The organism is Streptomyces sp. NPDC005774, assembly GCF_042871645.1.
GTDB lineage: Bacteria > Actinomycetota > Actinomycetes > Streptomycetales > Streptomycetaceae > Streptomyces > Streptomyces pratens.
In genome coordinates, this window is the sequence record NZ_JBIAIV010000026.1 from 16,182 (window position 1) to 33,716 (window position 17,535).

Annotated in this window: 17 protein-coding genes; 7 read left to right on the forward strand and 10 right to left on the reverse strand. The window is 71.6% G+C overall.

Annotation, left to right across the window (positions count from 1 at the left end; translation table 11 throughout):
* Positions 1-2 precede the first annotated feature (2 nt).
* The 5 genes from ACFYQA_RS22845 (at position 3) to ACFYQA_RS22865 (ending at position 3,490) form a co-directional block, all read left to right on the forward strand.
* Positions 3-191: a ferredoxin gene (locus tag ACFYQA_RS22845; protein ID WP_388920754.1), complete on the forward strand. Its 189-nt coding sequence runs from the start codon at positions 3-5 to the stop codon at positions 189-191.
* Between the two features lie 159 nt (positions 192-350).
* Positions 351-653, forward strand: coding sequence for a hypothetical protein (locus ACFYQA_RS22850; RefSeq protein ID WP_388920757.1), 303 nt, complete (start codon positions 351-353; stop codon positions 651-653).
* 9 nt (positions 654-662) lie between these two features.
* Positions 663-1,634: a phosphotransferase gene (locus ACFYQA_RS22855; RefSeq protein WP_388920760.1), complete on the forward strand. Its 972-nt coding sequence runs from the start codon at positions 663-665 to the stop codon at positions 1,632-1,634.
* 244 nt (positions 1,635-1,878) lie between these two features.
* Positions 1,879-2,646, forward strand: coding sequence for a crotonase/enoyl-CoA hydratase family protein (locus ACFYQA_RS22860; protein ID WP_388920762.1), 768 nt, complete (start codon positions 1,879-1,881; stop codon positions 2,644-2,646).
* A 67-nt stretch (positions 2,647-2,713) separates the two neighbouring features.
* A complete protein-coding gene (locus ACFYQA_RS22865; protein ID WP_388920765.1) occupies positions 2,714-3,490 on the forward strand; it encodes an SDR family NAD(P)-dependent oxidoreductase in 777 nt (258 codons plus the stop codon).
* A 94-nt stretch (positions 3,491-3,584) separates the two neighbouring features.
* Here ACFYQA_RS22865 and ACFYQA_RS22870 read toward each other — a convergent pair whose 3' ends face one another.
* On the reverse strand, positions 3,585-4,652 hold the full coding sequence (locus ACFYQA_RS22870) for a phosphotransferase family protein (protein ID WP_388920768.1): 1,068 nt from the start codon (positions 4,650-4,652) through the stop codon (positions 3,585-3,587).
* 192 nt (positions 4,653-4,844) lie between these two features.
* Between ACFYQA_RS22870 and ACFYQA_RS22875 the strand changes: the two genes are divergently transcribed.
* Positions 4,845-6,299 (forward strand): MFS transporter, encoded by a 1,455-nt coding sequence (locus ACFYQA_RS22875; protein WP_388920771.1) that lies wholly within the window; start codon positions 4,845-4,847, stop codon positions 6,297-6,299.
* Positions 6,300-6,405: 106 nt separating this feature from the next.
* Here ACFYQA_RS22875 and ACFYQA_RS22880 read toward each other — a convergent pair whose 3' ends face one another.
* From ACFYQA_RS22880 to ACFYQA_RS22900, 5 genes are all read right to left on the reverse strand, one after another.
* Positions 6,406-7,503, reverse strand: coding sequence for a 2-oxoacid:ferredoxin oxidoreductase subunit beta (locus ACFYQA_RS22880; RefSeq protein ID WP_388920774.1), 1,098 nt, complete (start codon positions 7,501-7,503; stop codon positions 6,406-6,408).
* Positions 7,500-9,362, reverse strand: a complete 1,863-nt coding sequence (locus ACFYQA_RS22885) for a 2-oxoacid:acceptor oxidoreductase subunit alpha (RefSeq protein ID WP_388920777.1) — start codon at positions 9,360-9,362, stop codon at positions 7,500-7,502. Before ACFYQA_RS22885 ends, ACFYQA_RS22880 begins: the two co-directional genes overlap by 4 nt.
* On the reverse strand, positions 9,359-9,673 hold the full coding sequence (locus ACFYQA_RS22890; protein WP_388920780.1) for a hypothetical protein: 315 nt from the start codon (positions 9,671-9,673) through the stop codon (positions 9,359-9,361). The genes ACFYQA_RS22885 and ACFYQA_RS22890 overlap by 4 nt, the downstream gene beginning before the upstream one ends.
* Positions 9,674-9,790: 117 nt before the next feature.
* Entirely contained in the window at positions 9,791-10,717 is a 927-nt protein-coding gene (locus ACFYQA_RS22895; RefSeq protein ID WP_388920783.1) for an SDR family NAD(P)-dependent oxidoreductase, read from the reverse strand.
* Positions 10,710-11,945, reverse strand: a complete 1,236-nt coding sequence (locus tag ACFYQA_RS22900; protein WP_388920786.1) for a cytochrome P450 — start codon at positions 11,943-11,945, stop codon at positions 10,710-10,712. Before ACFYQA_RS22900 ends, ACFYQA_RS22895 begins: the two co-directional genes overlap by 8 nt.
* 113 nt (positions 11,946-12,058) lie before the next feature.
* Between ACFYQA_RS22900 and ACFYQA_RS22905 the strand changes: the two genes are divergently transcribed.
* Positions 12,059-12,847 (forward strand): enoyl-CoA hydratase, encoded by a 789-nt coding sequence (locus ACFYQA_RS22905; RefSeq protein WP_388920789.1) that lies wholly within the window; start codon positions 12,059-12,061, stop codon positions 12,845-12,847.
* Positions 12,848-12,931: 84 nt separating this feature from the next.
* Here the strand turns inward: ACFYQA_RS22905 and ACFYQA_RS22910 are convergent, their stop codons facing one another.
* The 4 genes from ACFYQA_RS22910 to ACFYQA_RS22925 form a co-directional block, all read right to left on the reverse strand.
* Positions 12,932-13,390 carry an SRPBCC family protein gene (locus tag ACFYQA_RS22910; RefSeq protein ID WP_388920792.1) on the reverse strand — a complete coding sequence of 153 codons (459 nt, stop codon included), beginning with the start codon at positions 13,388-13,390 and terminating at the stop codon, positions 12,932-12,934.
* Positions 13,391-13,430: 40 nt separating this feature from the next.
* Complete coding sequence (locus ACFYQA_RS22915; RefSeq protein ID WP_388920795.1) at positions 13,431-13,916, reverse strand: nuclear transport factor 2 family protein; 486 nt, start codon at positions 13,914-13,916, stop codon at positions 13,431-13,433.
* Positions 13,917-13,932: 16 nt separating this feature from the next.
* Positions 13,933-16,176 (reverse strand): pyruvate dehydrogenase, encoded by a 2,244-nt coding sequence (locus ACFYQA_RS22920; protein WP_388920959.1) that lies wholly within the window; start codon positions 16,174-16,176, stop codon positions 13,933-13,935.
* A gap of 166 nt (positions 16,177-16,342) precedes the next feature.
* Positions 16,343-17,527, reverse strand: a complete 1,185-nt coding sequence (locus ACFYQA_RS22925; RefSeq protein WP_388920798.1) for an acyl-CoA dehydrogenase family protein — start codon at positions 17,525-17,527, stop codon at positions 16,343-16,345.
* Positions 17,528-17,535: the final 8 nt, after the last annotated feature.

Consider the following 17,535-nt stretch of genomic DNA (forward strand, 5'->3'; position numbering starts at 1 on the left):
ACATGAAGGTCAATACCGATGTGACACGGTGCCAGGGGCACGGCCGGTGCGCCCTGTTGGCCCCGGACGTCTTCGACGTGGACGACGACGGCAAGGTCGTCGTGCTGCTCGCGGAGGTCGGTGACGAACACGTCGCCGGTGTCCGCGAGGCCGTGACGAGCTGCCCGGAGGCCGCGCTCGAGCTCGCTTGACAGTGGCCTGGCCCGACCTGGTTCGGGCCGGGCCACCGCGTGCCCCCACCACATGCACCACCGTCGCCTCCCCCAGCCGTCGAGGACATCACCGCATCACCTGGCTCCGGAGCCAGGCTCCAGACCTTGGCTCCCGAACTTGGCTTTCGAAGGAGACCGATGACGATGACGAGCGCCGTCCAGGCCCTGGCCGCCGTCGCGCGCGCCCCACGTACTCTGCTCCACGGCACCGGCAATCCGACCTCGCGGTGGTACCGGACGTCGCGTACCGCATGGGTCGCCGCCCAGGTCGCTCGCGAGCGCGCGCTGCCCCGACGTCCGCGCAGCCGCACGGCCGTCCCGGCGGCTCCGGACGCGGTCACCGGCGCGTGGCTGACCGACGTGCTGTGCCGCGACGTGCCCGGCGCCAGGGTCATCTGGTCGCAGACCACCGAGGCATCCGCCGGCAGCTCGACCCGCTGACGCACCGAGGTGCGCTACAACCAGGCGGGTGCCGCCGCCGGGCTGCCCGCGACCCTCTTCAGCAAGACCACCCAGCATTTCAAGCAGCGGATGATGCTCGGCTTCATCGGCATCCTGGCCGGTGAGCCGACGTTCTACCGCGACTTCCGTCCCGGCCTCGGCATCGAGGCTCCCCTCGGCTACCACGGCGGCTTCGACCCGCTGTCGTGGCGCTCGATCTCAGTCACCGAGGATCTGGCCGCGACCAAGGACGCCGAGTTCGTCACCGCTCTGCGTCCGATCTCCCGGTCCGAGATCGAGGACCTGCTCGCCAACATGGCCGTCTGGCACGGCCGTTTCTGGGAGGCGCCCGAGGTAACCCGCAACGAGCGGCTGCACCGGCCGATCGCGTACGTACGCCGGTCGGCCGAAACCTTCGGCATCGCCGACGTCGCCAGGGCCGGAATCGACATGGCCGGTGAGGCCGTGCCGGCCGCACTCCGCCACCGCACCGACGACTCGCTCAAGGCGCTGTGGGCCGGACTCGAGGAGTGCAGCACCGGTCCCGCGACCCTGCTGCACGGCGACCCGCACATCGGCAACACCTACGTCACCGGCGAAGGCCGGATGGGCTTCACCGACTGGCAGTGCGTGTTGCGCGGCTCGTGGGCGTACGACGTTTCCTACCTGCTCACGGGCGGGTTGACCGTGGAGGACCGGCGCGCCTGGGAACGCGATCTGCTCGAGCACTACCTCCACCGGCTCGACGCGGCCGGGGGTGAGCCGCCGACGTCCGAGGAGGCCTGGACGGCGTATCGGCAGCAGATGTTGTGGCCGTACTACGCGTGGCTGAGCACCATCGGTCACGGCGCCCTCCAGCCGGACATGCAGCCCGACGAGGTCAGTATCGAGATGGTGGCCAGGACCGCCACCGCGGTCGACGACCACGATCCGGTCGCGCTCTTGAGCGACCCTTCCGGTATCGGCTCCTGGAGGGAGTGAGGAGGCCGGCGCGTCCTGCCGGAGGGGGCATTCGTTCCCCCGTCACCATCGGCGTTCGTGATGTCCGGACCGCGGCGGCGCCCGCCCCACCACGTCGTCCGACGGTGGGGCGGGCACCGCCGCGGTCGTTGTTCCAGGAGCGTTCGGGGCGCTGATGATGACTTAATCAATCAGCGCTTGGTAAAGTGATCGGCGTGCCGCATGGTCGTGGTATCCGCTTACCGCACAACCCGAATGGAGAGATGTGAGCTCGAAGGAAGTTCTGACCGAACGGGCAGGCGCCGTGCTGGTCGTCACGATCAACCGGCCGGACGCCAGGAACGCACTGAACCGGAACGTGGCCGAGGGAATCGCGGCGGCAGCCGACGAACTCGACGCGTCCGACGACCTGAGAGCCGGCGTGCTGACCGGGGCCGGCGGGAACTTCTCCGCCGGCATGGACCTCAAGGCCTTCCTCCGGGGCGAGTCCCCGAGCCTGGAAGGCCGGGGGCTGTGCGGCATCACGATGACGCCGCCCCGCAAGCCGATGGTGGCCGCCGTGGAGGGCTGGGCACTGGCGGGAGGACTTGAACTCGTGCTGGCCTGCGACATGGTGGTCGCGGGCGAGACGGCGCGGTTCGGCGTCCCCGAGGTCAAGCGCGGCCTCGTCCCGGCCGCCGGCGCCGCACTGCGCCTGCCGGGCCGGGTGCCGCAGGCGCTGGCACTGGAGATGCTGCTCACCGGTGAACCGATCGAAGCACCGAGAGCCGCGAAGATCGGCCTGGTCAACCGCGTGACGCGGGCCGGCGGGGCGTTGGAGGGCGCCCTGGCCCTGGCACAGAAGATCGCCGAGAACGGCCCCTTGGCGGTCCTGCGGACCAAGCAGATCGCGAGCGCCGCCGCGGACTGGGGAACGGAGGAGGGCTGGAAGCGCCAGCAGCCTTTCATCGACGAGGTCTTCGCCTCCGCCGACGCCGCCGAAGGGGCACGCGCCTTCGCGGAGAAGCGCCTCCCGGTCTGGCGTGGCCGGTGACGTCCGGCGCCCGTGCGGGTCTACCGCGCGGCAACCATCCCATTGATCGGCAGGAAGAGAGAGAAACATGAACATCACGGGAGCCAGCGCTCTGGTCACGGGAGCAGCGTCCGGGATCGGCGCCGCGGTCGCACGTCGCCTCGCGGCGGAAGGGGCCCATGTCGTCGTCGCCGACGTGCAGGAGGAGAAGGGCCAGAAACTCGCCGCGGAGATCGGAGGCGTGTTCGCCCCGGTGGACGTGACCGAGACGGGCCAGATCCGCGACGCGGTAGCGGCGGCGACTCGGCTCGCGCCCCTGCGGGCCGTGGTCAACTCCGCCGGCATCGGCGGGGCGCAGCGGACCATCGGCCGCGACGGCACCCTCGAATCGGCGCACGACCTCGGGACATTCGCCCGGATCGTCGCCATCAACCTGATCGGCACGTTCGACGTCGTACGCCAGGCGGCCACTGCGATGAGCACCAATGAGCCGGACTCCGGCGGACAGCGCGGGGCGATTGTCAACATGGCCAGCGTCGCGGCCTTCGACGGCCAGATCGGCCAGGCCGCCTATGCCGCCTCGAAGGGAGGCGTGGTCGGTATGACTCTCCCCGTGGCACGCGATCTGTCGGCTTCGGGAATCCGTCTGAACACCGTCGCCCCCGGTCTGATCGACACGCCCATCTACGGTGAGGGCCCGGACGCGGAGGCCTTCAAGGAGCAGCTGGGCTCGCACGTGCTCTTCCCGAAACGCCTGGGCCTGCCGGAGGAACTCGCCGGTGTGGTCCTGGAGTTCCTCAGGAACGACTACCTCAATGCCGAGACCGTCCGGGTGGACGGTGGCATCCGGATGCCACCTCGCTGACGACCCGGCCCGGGCGCGAACGCCGCCGGCTCCGGCTGTCCGACGGGGGACAGTCGGAGCCGGCGGCGTTCGCGCCCGCAGCACCTCGCGGGGGCTATGTCCGGAGGGATCCCACGGTGAGGCCGGCCGCCATCAGGCGGGGCACCGCACGTCCGGCGGTGGCGAAACCCGGCCCCGATCCGACGCCGGCCCGGCGCCGGTGCTCGATGCCGGCCGCGATCGTACCGATCTTGTAGTAGGCGAGGGCCAGGTGGAAGTCCCAGTGGTCGAGCGGTACGCCGCCCGCCGCCTCGTAGGACGCCGCCAACGAGGGTGCGTCGGGCAGCCGGTCGCTCGTCCAGGCACTTGGTGCGCCGAGGATGAGGTCGAGGGCCTCGTTCCGGTAGGCGCACATCATGGCCACGTCCGCCACGGGGTCACCGATCGTCGACAGCTCCCAGTCGACGACGGCTGCCACCTCGGGTAGATTGCCGTGCCCCAGAATGGTGTTGTCGATGCGGAAGTCGCCGTGCACGATCCCGGTGAACCGCTGCTCCGGGACCGCTGCCTCCAGTCGCTGTCCGAGTTCCGCCGCGGCGGCGCGCACGTCGTCGTCCTCGGGAGCGACCAGCTCCCACTGACCTCGCCACCGGCGCAGTTGCCGCTGCGCGTACGCGTCGGGCCGGCCGAAGCGTTCGAGTCCGACAGCCACATGGTCCACACGGTGCAGCGCTGCCAGGGTCTGAATCAACGAGGCCATGACATGAGCCAGTTGGGGTGCGTCGAGGGCGGCCAGGTCGTCGCGTGACTGCACGCTGCGGCCGTCCACGTAGTCCACGACCGTGAAGGCGCCGCCGAGGACCGACTCGTCCTCGCAGAGGACGACCGGCCGCGCGACGGGTACACCGCTCCCCCGCAGACCGGACGTCACCCGGAACTCGCGTGCCACGTCGTGCGCGGAGGGCGTACGACCCGCGCGCGGCGGCATGCGCAGGACCCAGCGTGACGTCCCGTCGCTCAGCACGTACGTCAGGTTGGACCGCCCGCCGGTGATCAGGGCCGCCTCGAGCGAACCCGTGGGAGTCGTGTCGGCTTCCGCCATGTGGCGGGCGACGGCGTCCAGTTCGTCACGGCTCAGATCGGTCGTCGCCCGACTCGCCTGCGCAGGTGGCTCGGTCTTCACGGATGCTCCTCCTGACGGTCGCAGCCGGCCTCCGGCCGCCCCGGAAGGTACGGCGGCCAGGGTGGGCCGGGCCGGGTGTGACGTGATCGGCACTTCCACGGACGGCCGATTATACCTATTGACGTTTGGTTTAGCGTAGCATGAGGTGGGCCGGAGCGTCCGGTCGCGCATCCCAGGCGGGGAGGCCCGTACGTGACGGACACCGGACGCGGACGCCGACGCATGTCGTTCCTGGTCCTCACCCTCTCGGCTGTGGCGTTCTCGTCACTGCAGTCCCTCCTGGTCCCCGTGCTCACCCACATCGAGCACACGTTCCACACCGATCAGCGGACGGTCGTCTGGGTCCTCACGGCCTACCTGCTCTCCGCCTCGATCCTGACTCCGGTGCTCGGACGCGTGGGTGACATGGTGGGCAAGCGCCGCATGCTGGTGGTGACCCTGGCCGCGCTGACCGTCGGGTCCGCACTCGCGGCGCTCGCACCGTCCGTCGGGTGGCTCATCGCGGCCCGAGTGATCCAGGGGGCCGGCGGCGGAGTCATGCCGCTGGCCTTCGGAATCATCCGCGACCTGTACGGCGAGGCGCGGGTCTCCCGGGCGGTGAGCGTGCTCGCCGCCATCGGCGCACTCGGCTACGGTGCGGGCATCATCGCCGCCGGACCCGTCATCGATGTACTCGGATATCCCTGGCTGTTCTGGCTGCCGACGATCACGACGGCGCTCGCGGCGCTCGCGGCTCGCGTCGTGATCCCCGACTCCCCGGTGCGCGGCCCCCAGGGTCTGCCCCTGTTCCCGGCGCTCCTGCTGTCGGTGGCACTCGTGGCCCTCCTGGTCGCGCTGAGTGAGGGCAACGTCCGGGGCTGGGTCACGCCCGGCATCCTCGGGCTGGTGGCGCTCTCGGTGCTGGCGGGGGCCGGCTGGATCTGGACCGAGACGCGCGTTCCGGTACCGATGATCGACATGGCGATGATGCGGCGACGCGGGGTGTGGTCGTCCAACTGCGTGTCGGCCCTGCTCGGATTCGGGATGTTCGCGGGCTTCGCGTTCCTGCCCCAGCTCATGCAGACCCCGCCCGAGGCGGGCTACGGGTTCGGGAGCACGATCTCGGAGTCGGGGCGCCTCATGCTCCCTTCCGCCCTGGCCATGTTCGTCGTGGGCTTCGCGACCTCCCCGCTCGTCCGGCGCTTCGGGTCCCGGGCGGTGACCGTCTCCGGGTCCGCCCTGGGCTCCCTGTCGTTCCTCGGTCTGGCCGGCTTCCATGCCACCCCGTGGCAGACGTGCGTCGCGGCCACGTTCCTCGGGGTCGGCCTCGGGCTCGTGTTCGCCACCGTCGCGGGCGTGGTGGTCAGTGCCGTCCCTCCCGAACAGACCGGCGTGGCAAGCGGGATGAACGCCAACATCCGCACGATCGGCGGTTCACTCGGGGCGGCGGTCATGGGCGCCATCGTGACGACCCGGGTCTCTGCGACGGGACATCCACCGGAGTCGGCCTACACTCTGGGCTTCGCGACGCTGGGCGTGGCTCTCGCGCTCGGCAGTATCGCGGCCCTCTTCGTCCCAGCCCCCCGCGGGCGGCTGATCGAGAGCTCCACGCGCGACACGGCACTGGCCGGATCAGGGGACGTGGCCCCATCCGGCCGCGTCCCCTGATCCGGCGCGCACGAGGCCCCCGCAGGCCGACCTGGAGGGTCGGCCTGCGGGGGCCTCGTGCGCCCGCTACGGCGTCACCCGGACGCCTTGGTGAGTGGGTGACAGGTCACGGCACCTCCCAGGTGTCGGGGCCCTCGATGAGGGCCTGGAGGTCGCCGTCGCCTCTTTGCTCGCGGTCGGCCCTCCCCTGGGCACGGGCCTGGTCGTCGTACGTCGGGCGCTGCACCTGACGGAAGATGCCGATCGGGGCGCGGGTCATCTCGCCCGTGGCGGTCAGTCGCGAGAGTGCGAACGCCACGGTCGGATCCTCGGCGTGCGCGTCGTGGACCACGACCTGTCCCGCGTTCGCGGGCGTGACGTGGTCGACGTGCACCTCGCCGGTGGGCCGGCGGAAGACGCCGAGCCGTCCCTGCCCGTCCTCGGCGGGTACGCCGAAGCGGACCGGTTCGCCGTGCACGAGCGGAATGATCGCGTCGGCGGCGGAGTCGCGGTCCTTCAGGACGTCGTAGGCACCGTCGTTGAAGATCGGGCAGTTCTGGTAGATCTCCACGAACGAGGTGCCGCGATGGGCGGCCGCGGCCGACAGCACCGAGGTGAGGTGTTTGCGGTCGGAGTCGACGGTGCGCGCCACGAAAGTGCCCTCGGCCCCCAGGGCGAGGGAGACCGGGTTGAAGGGATGGTCGACCGAACCCACCGGAGTGGACTTGGTGATCTTGCCGGTTTCGCTGGTGGGCGAGTACTGGCCCTTGGTGAGCCCGTAGATGCGGTTGTTGAACAGCAGGATCGTCATGTTGACGTTGCGGCGCAGGGCGTGGATGAGGTGGTTGCCGCCGATGGACAGGGCGTCTCCGTCGCCGGTGACGACCCACACCGAGAGGTCCTCGCGGGCGGTGGCGATGCCGGTGGCGATGGCGGGAGCACGGCCGTGGATGGAGTGCATCCCGTAGGTGTCGAGGTAGTAGGGGAACCTCGAGGAGCAGCCGATGCCGGAGACGAAGACGATGTTCTCGCGGCGCAGGCCCAGACCGGGCAGGAAGCCCTGGACGGCCTTGAGCACCACGTAGTCGCCGCAGCCGGGGCACCAGCGGACCTCCTGGTCGCTGGTGAAGTCCTTGCCGGTCTGGGGGCCGTCGGCAGCGGGCACCAGTGCCGTACCGCTGTCCCCGTCCCCGACCACGGGGACAGGGAGGTCGGTGACCGTCATGAGGCCTCCTGCGAGATCTCGGTGAGATGGGACAGCAGCTCGTGCTCGAGCTGCTCTGCGCCGAACGGCATGCCGCGCACGGTGGTGAGGCGGCGTACGTCGACCAGATAGCGGTCACGCAGCAGAGTGGCGAGCTGGCCCAGGTTCATCTCCGGGCACACCACGCGGTCGTAGGCCGCCAGGACGTCACCCAGGTCCGCCGGGAACGGGTTGAGATGGCGCAGGTGCACCTGGGCGATGTCGAGTCCGCGGCGGCGCACCCGGCGTACGGCGGCGCCGATCGGACCGTACGTCGAGCCCCAGCCGATGACCAGCACGCGGGCCCGGCCGCCCGGGTCGTCCACGGCGACGGCGGGGATCGACCGGGCCACCGCGTCGACCTTGGCCTGCCGGGTGCGGACCATGAGGTCGTGGTTGTCGGGGTCGTAGGAGATGTCCCCGGAGCCGTCCTTCTTCTCGATGCCGCCGATACGGTGCTCCAGGCCGGCGACGCCGGGCGGTGCCCAGGGCCGGGCCAGGGTCTCGGGGTCTCGGGTGTAGGGCAGGAAGCGCTGCCCCTCGGCCGGTGAGGTCGCGAAGTTCGGCTCGATGCGGGGCATCGACGCCACGTCCGGGAGTCGCCACGGCTCGGAGCCGTTGGCGAGGTAGCCGTCGGAGAGCAGCATCACGGGGGTGCGGTGGGTGACGGCGATGCGTGCCGCTTCGACGGCGGCGTCGAAACAGTCCGCGGGGGACTGTGCCGCGACCACCGGCAGCGGTGCCTCGCCGTTGCGTCCGTACATCGCCTGCAACAGGTCCGCCTGCTCGGTCTTGGTCGGCAGGCCGGTCGACGGTCCGCCGCGCTGGACGTCGACGATCACCAACGGCACCTCGAGCATCACCGCCAGGCCGATGGTCTCGGCCTTGAGCGCCACGCCCGGCCCGGACGTCGTGGTGACGCCGAGATGGCCGGCGTAGGACGCTCCCAGGGCCGCGCCGATGGCGGCGATCTCGTCCTCTGCCTGGAAGGCGGTGACGTCGAAGTTCTTGTGTCTGCTCAGTTCGTGGAGGATGTCGGAGGCCGGTGTGATGGGGTACGCCCCGAGGAACACCGGGAGCCCCGAGAGGCGTCCGGCGGCCACGATGCCGTAGGACAGGGCGGTGTTGCCGGTGATGTTCCGGTAGCGGCCGGGGGCCACGGCAGCGGGTTTGACCCGGTAGGAGACGGCGAACGTCTCAGTGGTCTCGCCGAAGTTCCAGCCCGCGCGCAGTGCGGTGACGTTGGCGTCGCGGATCGCGGGCTTCTTCGCGAACTTGGTCCCGAGGTGGGCGACCGTGCCGTCGACCTCGCGGCCGTACAGCCAGGACAGCAGGCCCAGCGCGAACATGTTCTTGGCACGGGCCGCGTCCTTGCGGGAGAGCCCGAACTCCTTGACCGCCGCCACGGTCATCCCGGTCAGGTCGAGTGCGTGGACGGCAAAGTCGGCCAGCGAGTCGTCCTCCAACGGACTGGCGGAGTAACCGGCCTTGGCCAGGTTCCGTGCCGTGAAGTCGTGCGTGTCGACGATCACCGTCGCTCCCGGCCGCAGGTCCCCGACGTTGGCCCGGAGCGCCGCCGGGTTCATCGCCACCAGGACGTCGGGCCGGTCGCCGGGAGTCAGGATGTCGTGGTCGGCGAAGTGCAGTTGGAAGCTGCTCACGCCCGGGATGGTGCCCTGCGGTGCGCGGATCTCGGCCGGGAAGTTCGGCAGCGTGGACAGGTCGTTGCCGAAGACGGCCGCGTCCTGGGTGAACCGGTCCCCCACCAGTTGCATGCCGTCGCCGGAGTCGCCGGCGAACCGGATCACCACCCGGTCCAGTTCGGTCACTCGTGTGCTCATCGGGGTGCCTCCAGATGGGCTCGGACCACCGAGCGGGTGTTGTCGGTCCAGCCCTTGCTCGCGGCGTACGCGATCATCTCGTCGTAGCGGGTGCGCCACCGGTCGTCGCCGGACGGGTGGGCGCGGCGCCCGAGTTCGGCGACGTCGAGCCACACGTGTGCGGGGTCCCGCTCGTCGGTGTCGCGGGCCAGGCCGTCGGCCGCCAGCGCCCGTGCCGCGGTACGGGCATCGAGTTCGGTGACGACCGACAGCGCGGTCAGCAGGGCGGGGCCGAGGATGTCGATCCCCTCGGCGGTGACGCGCACCTGCATGGCGGCTCCTCTCATCGAGGGGTGGGCGTGTGCGTGGCGCCCTACCGTATCAAACATCGTTGGATTATTGTGAGGGAGGATCACCCGTCGCCACGGGGGACGGGTGATCAGCGGACATCAGGGGGCCAGTGCGGCCGTCGCGGTCTCCCAGAGCCGCTCGGCGGCGGCCGGGTCCAGGGCATAGGGCGCCACGCCCCCCGAGTAGTCCGGGCGGCGTTCCGCGACGACGGCGGCCGGCCGGCAGTCCTGGTAGTAACCGCCTCCCGCGTGCGTGAGTTCAGGCGCAGTCGCAAGCAGGACCGACGTCGCGGCGCCCTGCTCGACGGACTTCACGGGCAGCCCCTCCGTGTCCCACCGGATGTGCCGCTGCAGTGCGGTGTGGACGATGCCGGGGTGAGCGGCGTTGGCCTGCACACCTCGGCCGCCCCAGCGGCGGGTGATCCCGACGGCGAGCAGCACGTCGGCGGTCTTCGACTGCGCGTACGCCAGCCACGGGTCGTAGGGGCGGAAGCGGAAGTGCAGGTCGTCGAAGACGACCGGCGAGCGCAGGTGCGCGGCGGAGCTGAGACACACCACGCGGGCGCCCGACGCCTCCGCCAGCGGCCCCTCCAGGCCCCGCACCAGGGCGAAGTGACCGAGGAAGTTGGTGGCGAGCTGCTGCTCCCAGCCGTACGGCGTGCGCTCCAGCTCGGGCAGCGCCATGATCCCGGCGTTGTTCACGAGCACGTGCACCGGTCCGGTCCACGCGTCGGTGAACCGGCGCACCGAGCGCGGGTCGGCGAGGTCCAGCTCGCGGGCCTCGATCAGGTCGTTGCCGGTGCGCTCCGTCAGCTCCGTGGCGATCCGGGCCGCGGCGCCGGTGCGGCGGGCGGCGAGGACGACCCGGGCCCCCGTCACGGCGAGGGCGCGCGCGGTCTCGACGCCGAGGCCCGAGGTGGCACCGGTCACGATCGCCGTGCGGCCGGTGAGGTCGACGCCGTCGACGACCTCGTCGGTGGTGGTCGCGAAACCGAAACCCGTCAGCCGCTCCCCCGTCTCAGACATCGCCGTCCTGCTGCATCCGTACGGTCGCGGGCTCGCCGTCGGCCGCGAAGCGCACCGGAAGGCTGCGCAGCCCGTGGGAGTTGGTGTGGCCGCCCCAGACCACGGGGCCGTCGAGTTCGAGGGCCGGAAGCTCGTCCAGGACGTACTCCAGGACCGTCCGCAGCTCCAGCCTGGCCAGGCCCTCCCCCAGGCACCGGTGCCTGCCGCTGCCGAAGGTGAGGTGCTGGGTCAGGCCGGGCCGGTCGAGGTCGAAGGCGAAGGGGTCGTCGAACTTGTCGGGGTCGTGGTTCGCCGCCCCGAAGGCCAGCATCACCTTCTCGCCGGGGCACAGTTCGGCGTCGCGCAGGATGGTTTCACGCCGTACGGTCCGGGCCATGTTCCACACCGGCGGGTGCAGCCGCAGGCACTCCTCGATCATCTTCGGCACCAGAGAGCGGTCGGCGAGCAGCCGGTCGCGGACGCCCGGTTCGGTGATGAGGCGGTAGATCATCGTCCCGATGCCGTCGACCGTGGTGCCGTGGCCGGCGACGACCAGGAGCTGCACCAGGCCGAGCGCCTCGACGTCCGAGACGGTCTCGCCCTCGATCTCGGCGTTGACCAGGTGACCGAGCAGGTCCTCGGCCGGCCGGCCTCGCCGGGCGGCGATCTCCTCCGCCAGGAAGGCCTCCAGCCGCTGGGCCGCGGCCCTGCCCCGTTCGGGGTGGTCGGTGTCGGCGAACGCCTCCATGAACTCCTCGCCGAGGGAGTGGATGCGCTCCCAGTCCGACCGGATGCCGAGGATCTTGCAGATCACCAGGACCGGCACGGGGCGGGCGAACCCGGTGACCAGGTCGGCGCGGCCCCGCTCCGCGAGCGGCGCGAAGCCGTCCGCGACGATCCGGCGGATGCCGTCCTCCCAGGGGCCGAGCGCCTTGGGGGTGAAGTGCGGAAGGACCAGTTTACGGAAGGCGCCGTGGCGGGGCGGGTCCAGCTCCGCCGGAATCACCGGCATGGACTTGCCGGTCGGCGGGATCATGATGCCCTCGGTGACGGTGAACGTCTCCCAGTCCGCCGAGGCGGTCACGATGTCGGCGTGCTTGAGCAGGGCCCAGAAGCCGCCGGACGCCTCGCTCCAGGCCACGGGACACCGTGCCTGCATGTCCGCGAGTGTCCCGAACAGTTCGTCGGCCAGCTCCGGCCTGCGGTTGTCAAGGTCCACGAGGTGTCGCTGCCTGCGGTCGTCGGTCACGGATCCTCCTCGGTGATCGGGCCGGGCTAATCTAACAGCGATTGGCTCTGGTGTGACCGGGTGACGCCTGTCACCCTGAGGGTCGAAAAACCCATCACCGTTAGGAGTCCGGTGTGTCCTCCACGAACCCCTCTGACTGTGTCCTGGTCGAACACGACGGGGCGGTTGCCACGGTCACGCTCAACCGCCCGCTGCGGCGCAACGCGCTGACCTCCCGGCTGATCCGGGAACTGAGCGCCACCATGGCCCGGCTCACCGACGACACGCGGGTGCGCGCGGTGGTGCTGACCGGCGCGGGACAGGCCTTCTGCGCTGGACTCGACCTGCGCGAACTGGGCGAGACCGGGGACAACATGCGCTCCGCGGGCCCCTCGGCCGGCGACAACGCGCCCTGGCACCGTCCGGCCAAACCGGTCATCGCCGCGGTGAACGGTCCGGCGGTCACCGGCGGTCTGGAGATCGTGCTGCACTGCGACTTCGTCATCGCCTCACCGGCAGCCCGCTTCGGCGACACCCATGCCCGGGTCGGTGTGCTGCCCGGCTGGGGACTGTCCTACCTGTTGCCCCAGGCCGTCGGCGTGCGCAGGGCCCGGGAGATGAGCCTCACCGGGCGTCTGATCGGCGCAGGGGAGGCGCTCGCCTGGGGGCTGGTCAACCGGGTGGTGGAGGGAGAGGACCTGCTCGCCACGGCCCGGGAGACGGCACGGCAGATCGCCGAACTCGACCCGGAGATCGCCGCCGAGTACCTGGCGCTCTACCGCGACAACGCCGCCTCCACGCTGGCTGAGGCGGCGCGGCGCGAGAGCTCCCGCTCACTGGCCTGGGCGGAGCGCATGTTCCGTCCGGAGAGCGTCGCAGCCCGGGCCGACGCGGTCATCGAGCGGGGGCGGGCCCAGAACTGAGGGCCGTCCGGCGGACCGGGCCGGAGGCGCGGCGGCACGCGCGGTGCCGTCGCCGTCCTCCGGACCGGTCCGCCGGTGAGCCGGCTACTCCCCCGTCGCCGGAGGCAGGCCGAGGTGGTCGCGGAGGTCCCCCAGGAACTCCGCGTACCGGCTCGCGAAGGCCTCGTGCATCTCGGCCTCGACGCCGGCGTCGCAGTCGAACTCGCCGTACCACTCGACGAACGTCCCGTTCGTGCGCGTCACCGGGCGGACCCGGACGGTCGCCCGGTAGCTGCGCACCGGGAACGGGTTCTCCCCGGACGGGAAGTCGTAGGAGTACGACCGGTCGCCGGCGTCCACGGCCACCAGCCGCTCGCGAACCACCCGGCCCCCGTCGCGGAGCACGAGCCGGCGTACGGAACCGACGGCCGGTCCCCCCTCACCCTCGAGACCGCCCTCGGACAGTTTCCCGACGAAGTCCGCGATGTCCTCGAAGCGGCCCAGCACCGCCCAGACGGTGTCGACCGGCGCGGGCAGGACGTCGCTGACGTAGGCACGGCTCATGGTTCCTCCGGTAGGGACCGTGTCGGGGCGGGCGGGGGTATCACTGCTGTCCCGCGGTCGGGAGGGGCCTCATGAACGCCTCCGTCTCGCGTTTGAACGCCACGACGACGCGGCGCTCGCGGAACAGCCACCGGCCGTCGACCCGTACGAACTCGTCCTCGTAGTCGCCGGCGATGGCCGGACGGGTATCGACCGCGAGGCCGTCGGGACCCTGGTCGTCCCGGAGTTCGACGGCGACGGACACGCCGCGGGCGTGGTCGGCGTCCAGCACGTCGACGGCGATGTTGGTGACGACGTGGCGGGTCACCCGGTCGGTCAGGGCGTCCCGCCGGGCGAAGAAGGCACGCAGCTCCTCCCGCCCGACGGCGTCGATCGCCGGGGAGCGCCAGGCGCCGTCCTCGGTGAAGAGGTCGGCAGCCGACGCGCCGCGCCCGTGGTCGAGCCGACGGCCGTACTCCACCATCAGCCGTCTGCACTCCTCGATCGCCAGAAGCCGTTCCAGCGGCGGCAGTTCATGGTTCGTCATGCGCGTGTTCCTCCCGTCAGTCGGGCCGGTCGATCAGATCGAGGGCCGCGCGGACGATGTGATCGGCATCGATGCCGTGTGCTGCGTACAGGTCCGGCAGGTCGCCGGACTCGCCGAACCTCGTCACCCCGAGTGTGCGGATCCCGAGTCCTCCGGTGTGGGCGGCCAGAAAGGCCAGGGTGTGCGGATGGCCGTCGAGGACGGTCACCAGGGCCTGCGGCCGACGTTGCGGGAACAGCTGGTCGAGGATCCAGCTGTCCCCCGGTTCCAGTCCGTCGCGGGCCCGCTGGGCCCGCATCAGCCGGTCCGGGCTGGTGGCCACCACGACGTCCACGGGGTGGCCACCGGCCGCGAGACGCTCGGCCGCCGTGACCGCCTCGGTCACCATCGCGCCCATGGCGACGATCGCGACCCGGGCGCCGGGCTCGGTGCGCAGCCGGTAGCCGCCGGCCACCACCTGGCGGCGGCGCCGTTCCCGGGCGGCGGCCTCCTGCGGTATCCGCGCCAGCGCCTGGTCGACGGGGCGGGTGGACAGCCGCAGGTACGTCGAGCTGCCGTCCTCGCGGCCCAGCCGGGACAGGCCGTCGAGCAGGCACCACTCGGCCTCCAGGGCGAAGGCCGGCTCGAAGGCGACGCAGCCGGGCTGTTCCAGGCCGATCGAGGGCGTGGTGATCGACTGGTGGGCGCCGCCCTCGGGTCCCAGGGTGACGCCCGACGGGGTGCCGACCAGGATCGACTGTCCGCCGGCGTACATCCCGAACGACCAGGGTTCCAGGGCCCGGCCGACGAAGGGGTCGTAGACCACGCCGATCGGGAACAGCGGGTGTCCCCACCGGCTCCAGGTGGCGCCGAGTTCGCCCAGCAGACCGACCAGGTTGACCTCGGCGATGCCGAGTTCGATGTGCTGGCCGGTGGGCCGTTCGGCCCAGCGCAGCAGCGTTTCGGCGTCGTCGGCGAACCAGTCCTGCTTGGCCGTGCTGGACCAGGGGCCGGCCTTGTTGAGCCATCCGCCGAGGTTGGTGCTGGAGGCGACGTCGGGGGCCACCGTGACCACGCGGGCCGCCACCTGGGGCGCGGACCGGGTCAGGTCGAGCAGGGTGCGTCCGAGCGCCTGCTGGGTCGACGCGCGGCCGTTCGGGGTGCGTCCCAGGTCCGCCGGTACGGCAGGGGGCGCGGTGGGCTCCGGCGGCGTGCGGGTCAGCCGGGCCGCGACCGCGGCGCAGTGCCGGGCCTCGGCGCTGTCCGCAGGGAAGGCGGCCCACGGGTCGGCCGGGTCGGCCCCGGTGCGCACGGCGAGGTCGTGCAGTTGCTCGGGGGTGAGCAGGTTCGCGTGGTTCTGCGGGTGTCCCGCGCTGGCCAGCCCGTAGCCCTTGACCGTGTAGGCGAAGATCACGGTGGGGCGCGTGTCGTCGATCCGGTCGAAGGCGTCGAGGAGTGCGGGCAGGTCGTGGCCGCCGAGGTCGCGGACCGCCTCGACCAGGGTGGTGTCGTCGACGTCCGCGATCACGGCGGCGACCGCGGCGGCGTCGGGTCCGATGCCGGGCAGGCGGCGTCGCAGTTCGCCGGCGTCGCAGCGCAGCAGCCGCTGGTACTCCGGGTTGGGCATCTCGTCGATCCGGCGCCCCAGGGCGTCGCCGCCCGGCCGGCCGATGAGGGCCTGCAGCCGGCGTCCGTACTTGACGGTGAGGACCTGCCACCCGGCCGCGTCGAACATCTGCTGCAGCCGGCCGGCGGCGATGTCGGGCACCACGCGGTCCAGCGACTGCCTGTTGAGGTCCACAATCCAGACGACCTCGCCGAGGCCGGCCGTGGCGGGGTCGAGGACGGCCTCCCACACCGCGCCCTCGTCCAGTTCGGCGTCGCCGACGAGCGAGTACTGCCGTCCGCCGCGCCGGGTACCGGTGCGGTCGTCGACGTAGCGGCCGGCCACCGCGCCCCAGATCGGCGCGGTCGCCCCGATGCCGACCGATCCGGTCGAGTAGTCGACCGGGTCGGGGTCCTTGGTGCGGCTCGGATAGCTCTGCAGTCCGCCGTACTCCCGCAGCCGGGTGAGGTAGGACCGGTCGAGCCGCCCCAGCAGGTAGTTGACGGCGTGCAGGACCGGCGAGGCGTGCGGCTTGACCGACACCCGGTCCTCAGCGGTCAGGCGGCCGAACCAGAGGGCGGTCATGATGCCGGCGATCGAGGCGCTGGAGGCCTGGTGGCCGCCGACCTTGAGCCCGGAGGGGTTGGGGCGCCCGCGGTTGGCGTGGTCGATCATTGCCGTCGCGAGCCACCGGACGCGGCGCTCGATCGATTCCAGGACCGCCGGTTCGTCCGCCGTCCCGAGTCCGTCCGTCCGGACCGCCGCGCCGGCGAAGGCGTCCGGCGGGGGCGGGGTGTGGGTGGTGCTGTGGGTCATCGCTCTCTCCCGGTCACTCGTCGGCTCAGCCCACGTACGGTCGCTCCCGGCGCATTTCCTGCCGGGCGACGGTACGTCGGTGCACGGCGTCGGGCCCGTCGACGATCCGCAGCACCCGCGCCCAGGCGTAGAAGTAGGCGAGCGGCAGGTCGTCGCTCACGCCGGCGCCCCCGAACACCTCGATGGCCCGGTCGATCACCCGGGTGGCGACGGCCGGGGCGACCACCTTGATCTGGGAGATCTCTCCGCGGGCCGCCTTCGCCCCGTGCCGGTCGATGAGCCCGGCCGTGTGCTGCACCAGCAGACGGGCCTGGTCGATGTCCATGCGGGAGTCGGCGATGAGCTCCTGGACGACCGGGTTGTCGGACAGCCGCTGCCCGAACGCCACCCGTTCCCCGGCGCGGCGGACCATCAGGGCCAGGGCCCGTTCGGCCATGCCCAGCGCGCGCATGGCGTGGTGGATGCGGCCGGGACCGAGCCGGGCCTGGGCGATGGTGAACCCGTCGCCCTCGGCGGCGAGGAGGTTCCCGGCCGGCACCCGCACCTGGTCGAAGACCAGCTCGGAGTGGCCGTGCTGGTCCTGGTAGCCGAAGATCGGCAGGTGCCGCTCGATGGTGAGTCCGGGCGTGTCCCGCTCCACCAGCACCATGGACTGCTGCCGGTGGGTGGGGGCGTCCGGGTCGGTCTTGCCCATCACGATGAAGATCCGGCAGCGCTCGTCCGCGGAGCCGGTGATCCACCACTTGCGTCCGGTGATGACGTAGGAGTCGCCGTCCCGCTCGATCGTGGTGGAGATGTTGGTGGCGTCGGAGGATGCCACGTCGGGTTCGGTCATCGCGAAGGCGGAGCGGATCTCTCCGGCGAGGAGGGGTTCGAGCCACCGCTTCTTCTGGTCGTCCGTGCCGAAGAGGGCGAACGTCTCCATGTTGCCGGTGTCGGGCGCCTGGCAGTTGATCGCCTCGGGCGCGATCACCGGGGACCAGCCGGTGATCTCGGCGATGGGGGCGTACTCGGCGTTCGACAGGCCGGAGACCGACGGCAGGAAGAGGTTCCACAGCCCCCGCTCGCGGGCGGAGGCCTTCAGCCTCTCCATCACGGGCGGGTAGCTGTGTTCGCCGTGCTCGCGCAGGTGGGCCGCCCAGACCGGTTCGGCCGGGAAGACCTCCTCGCGCATGAAGTCCCACATGCGGTCCTGCAGGGAAGTACTCATGAACAGCG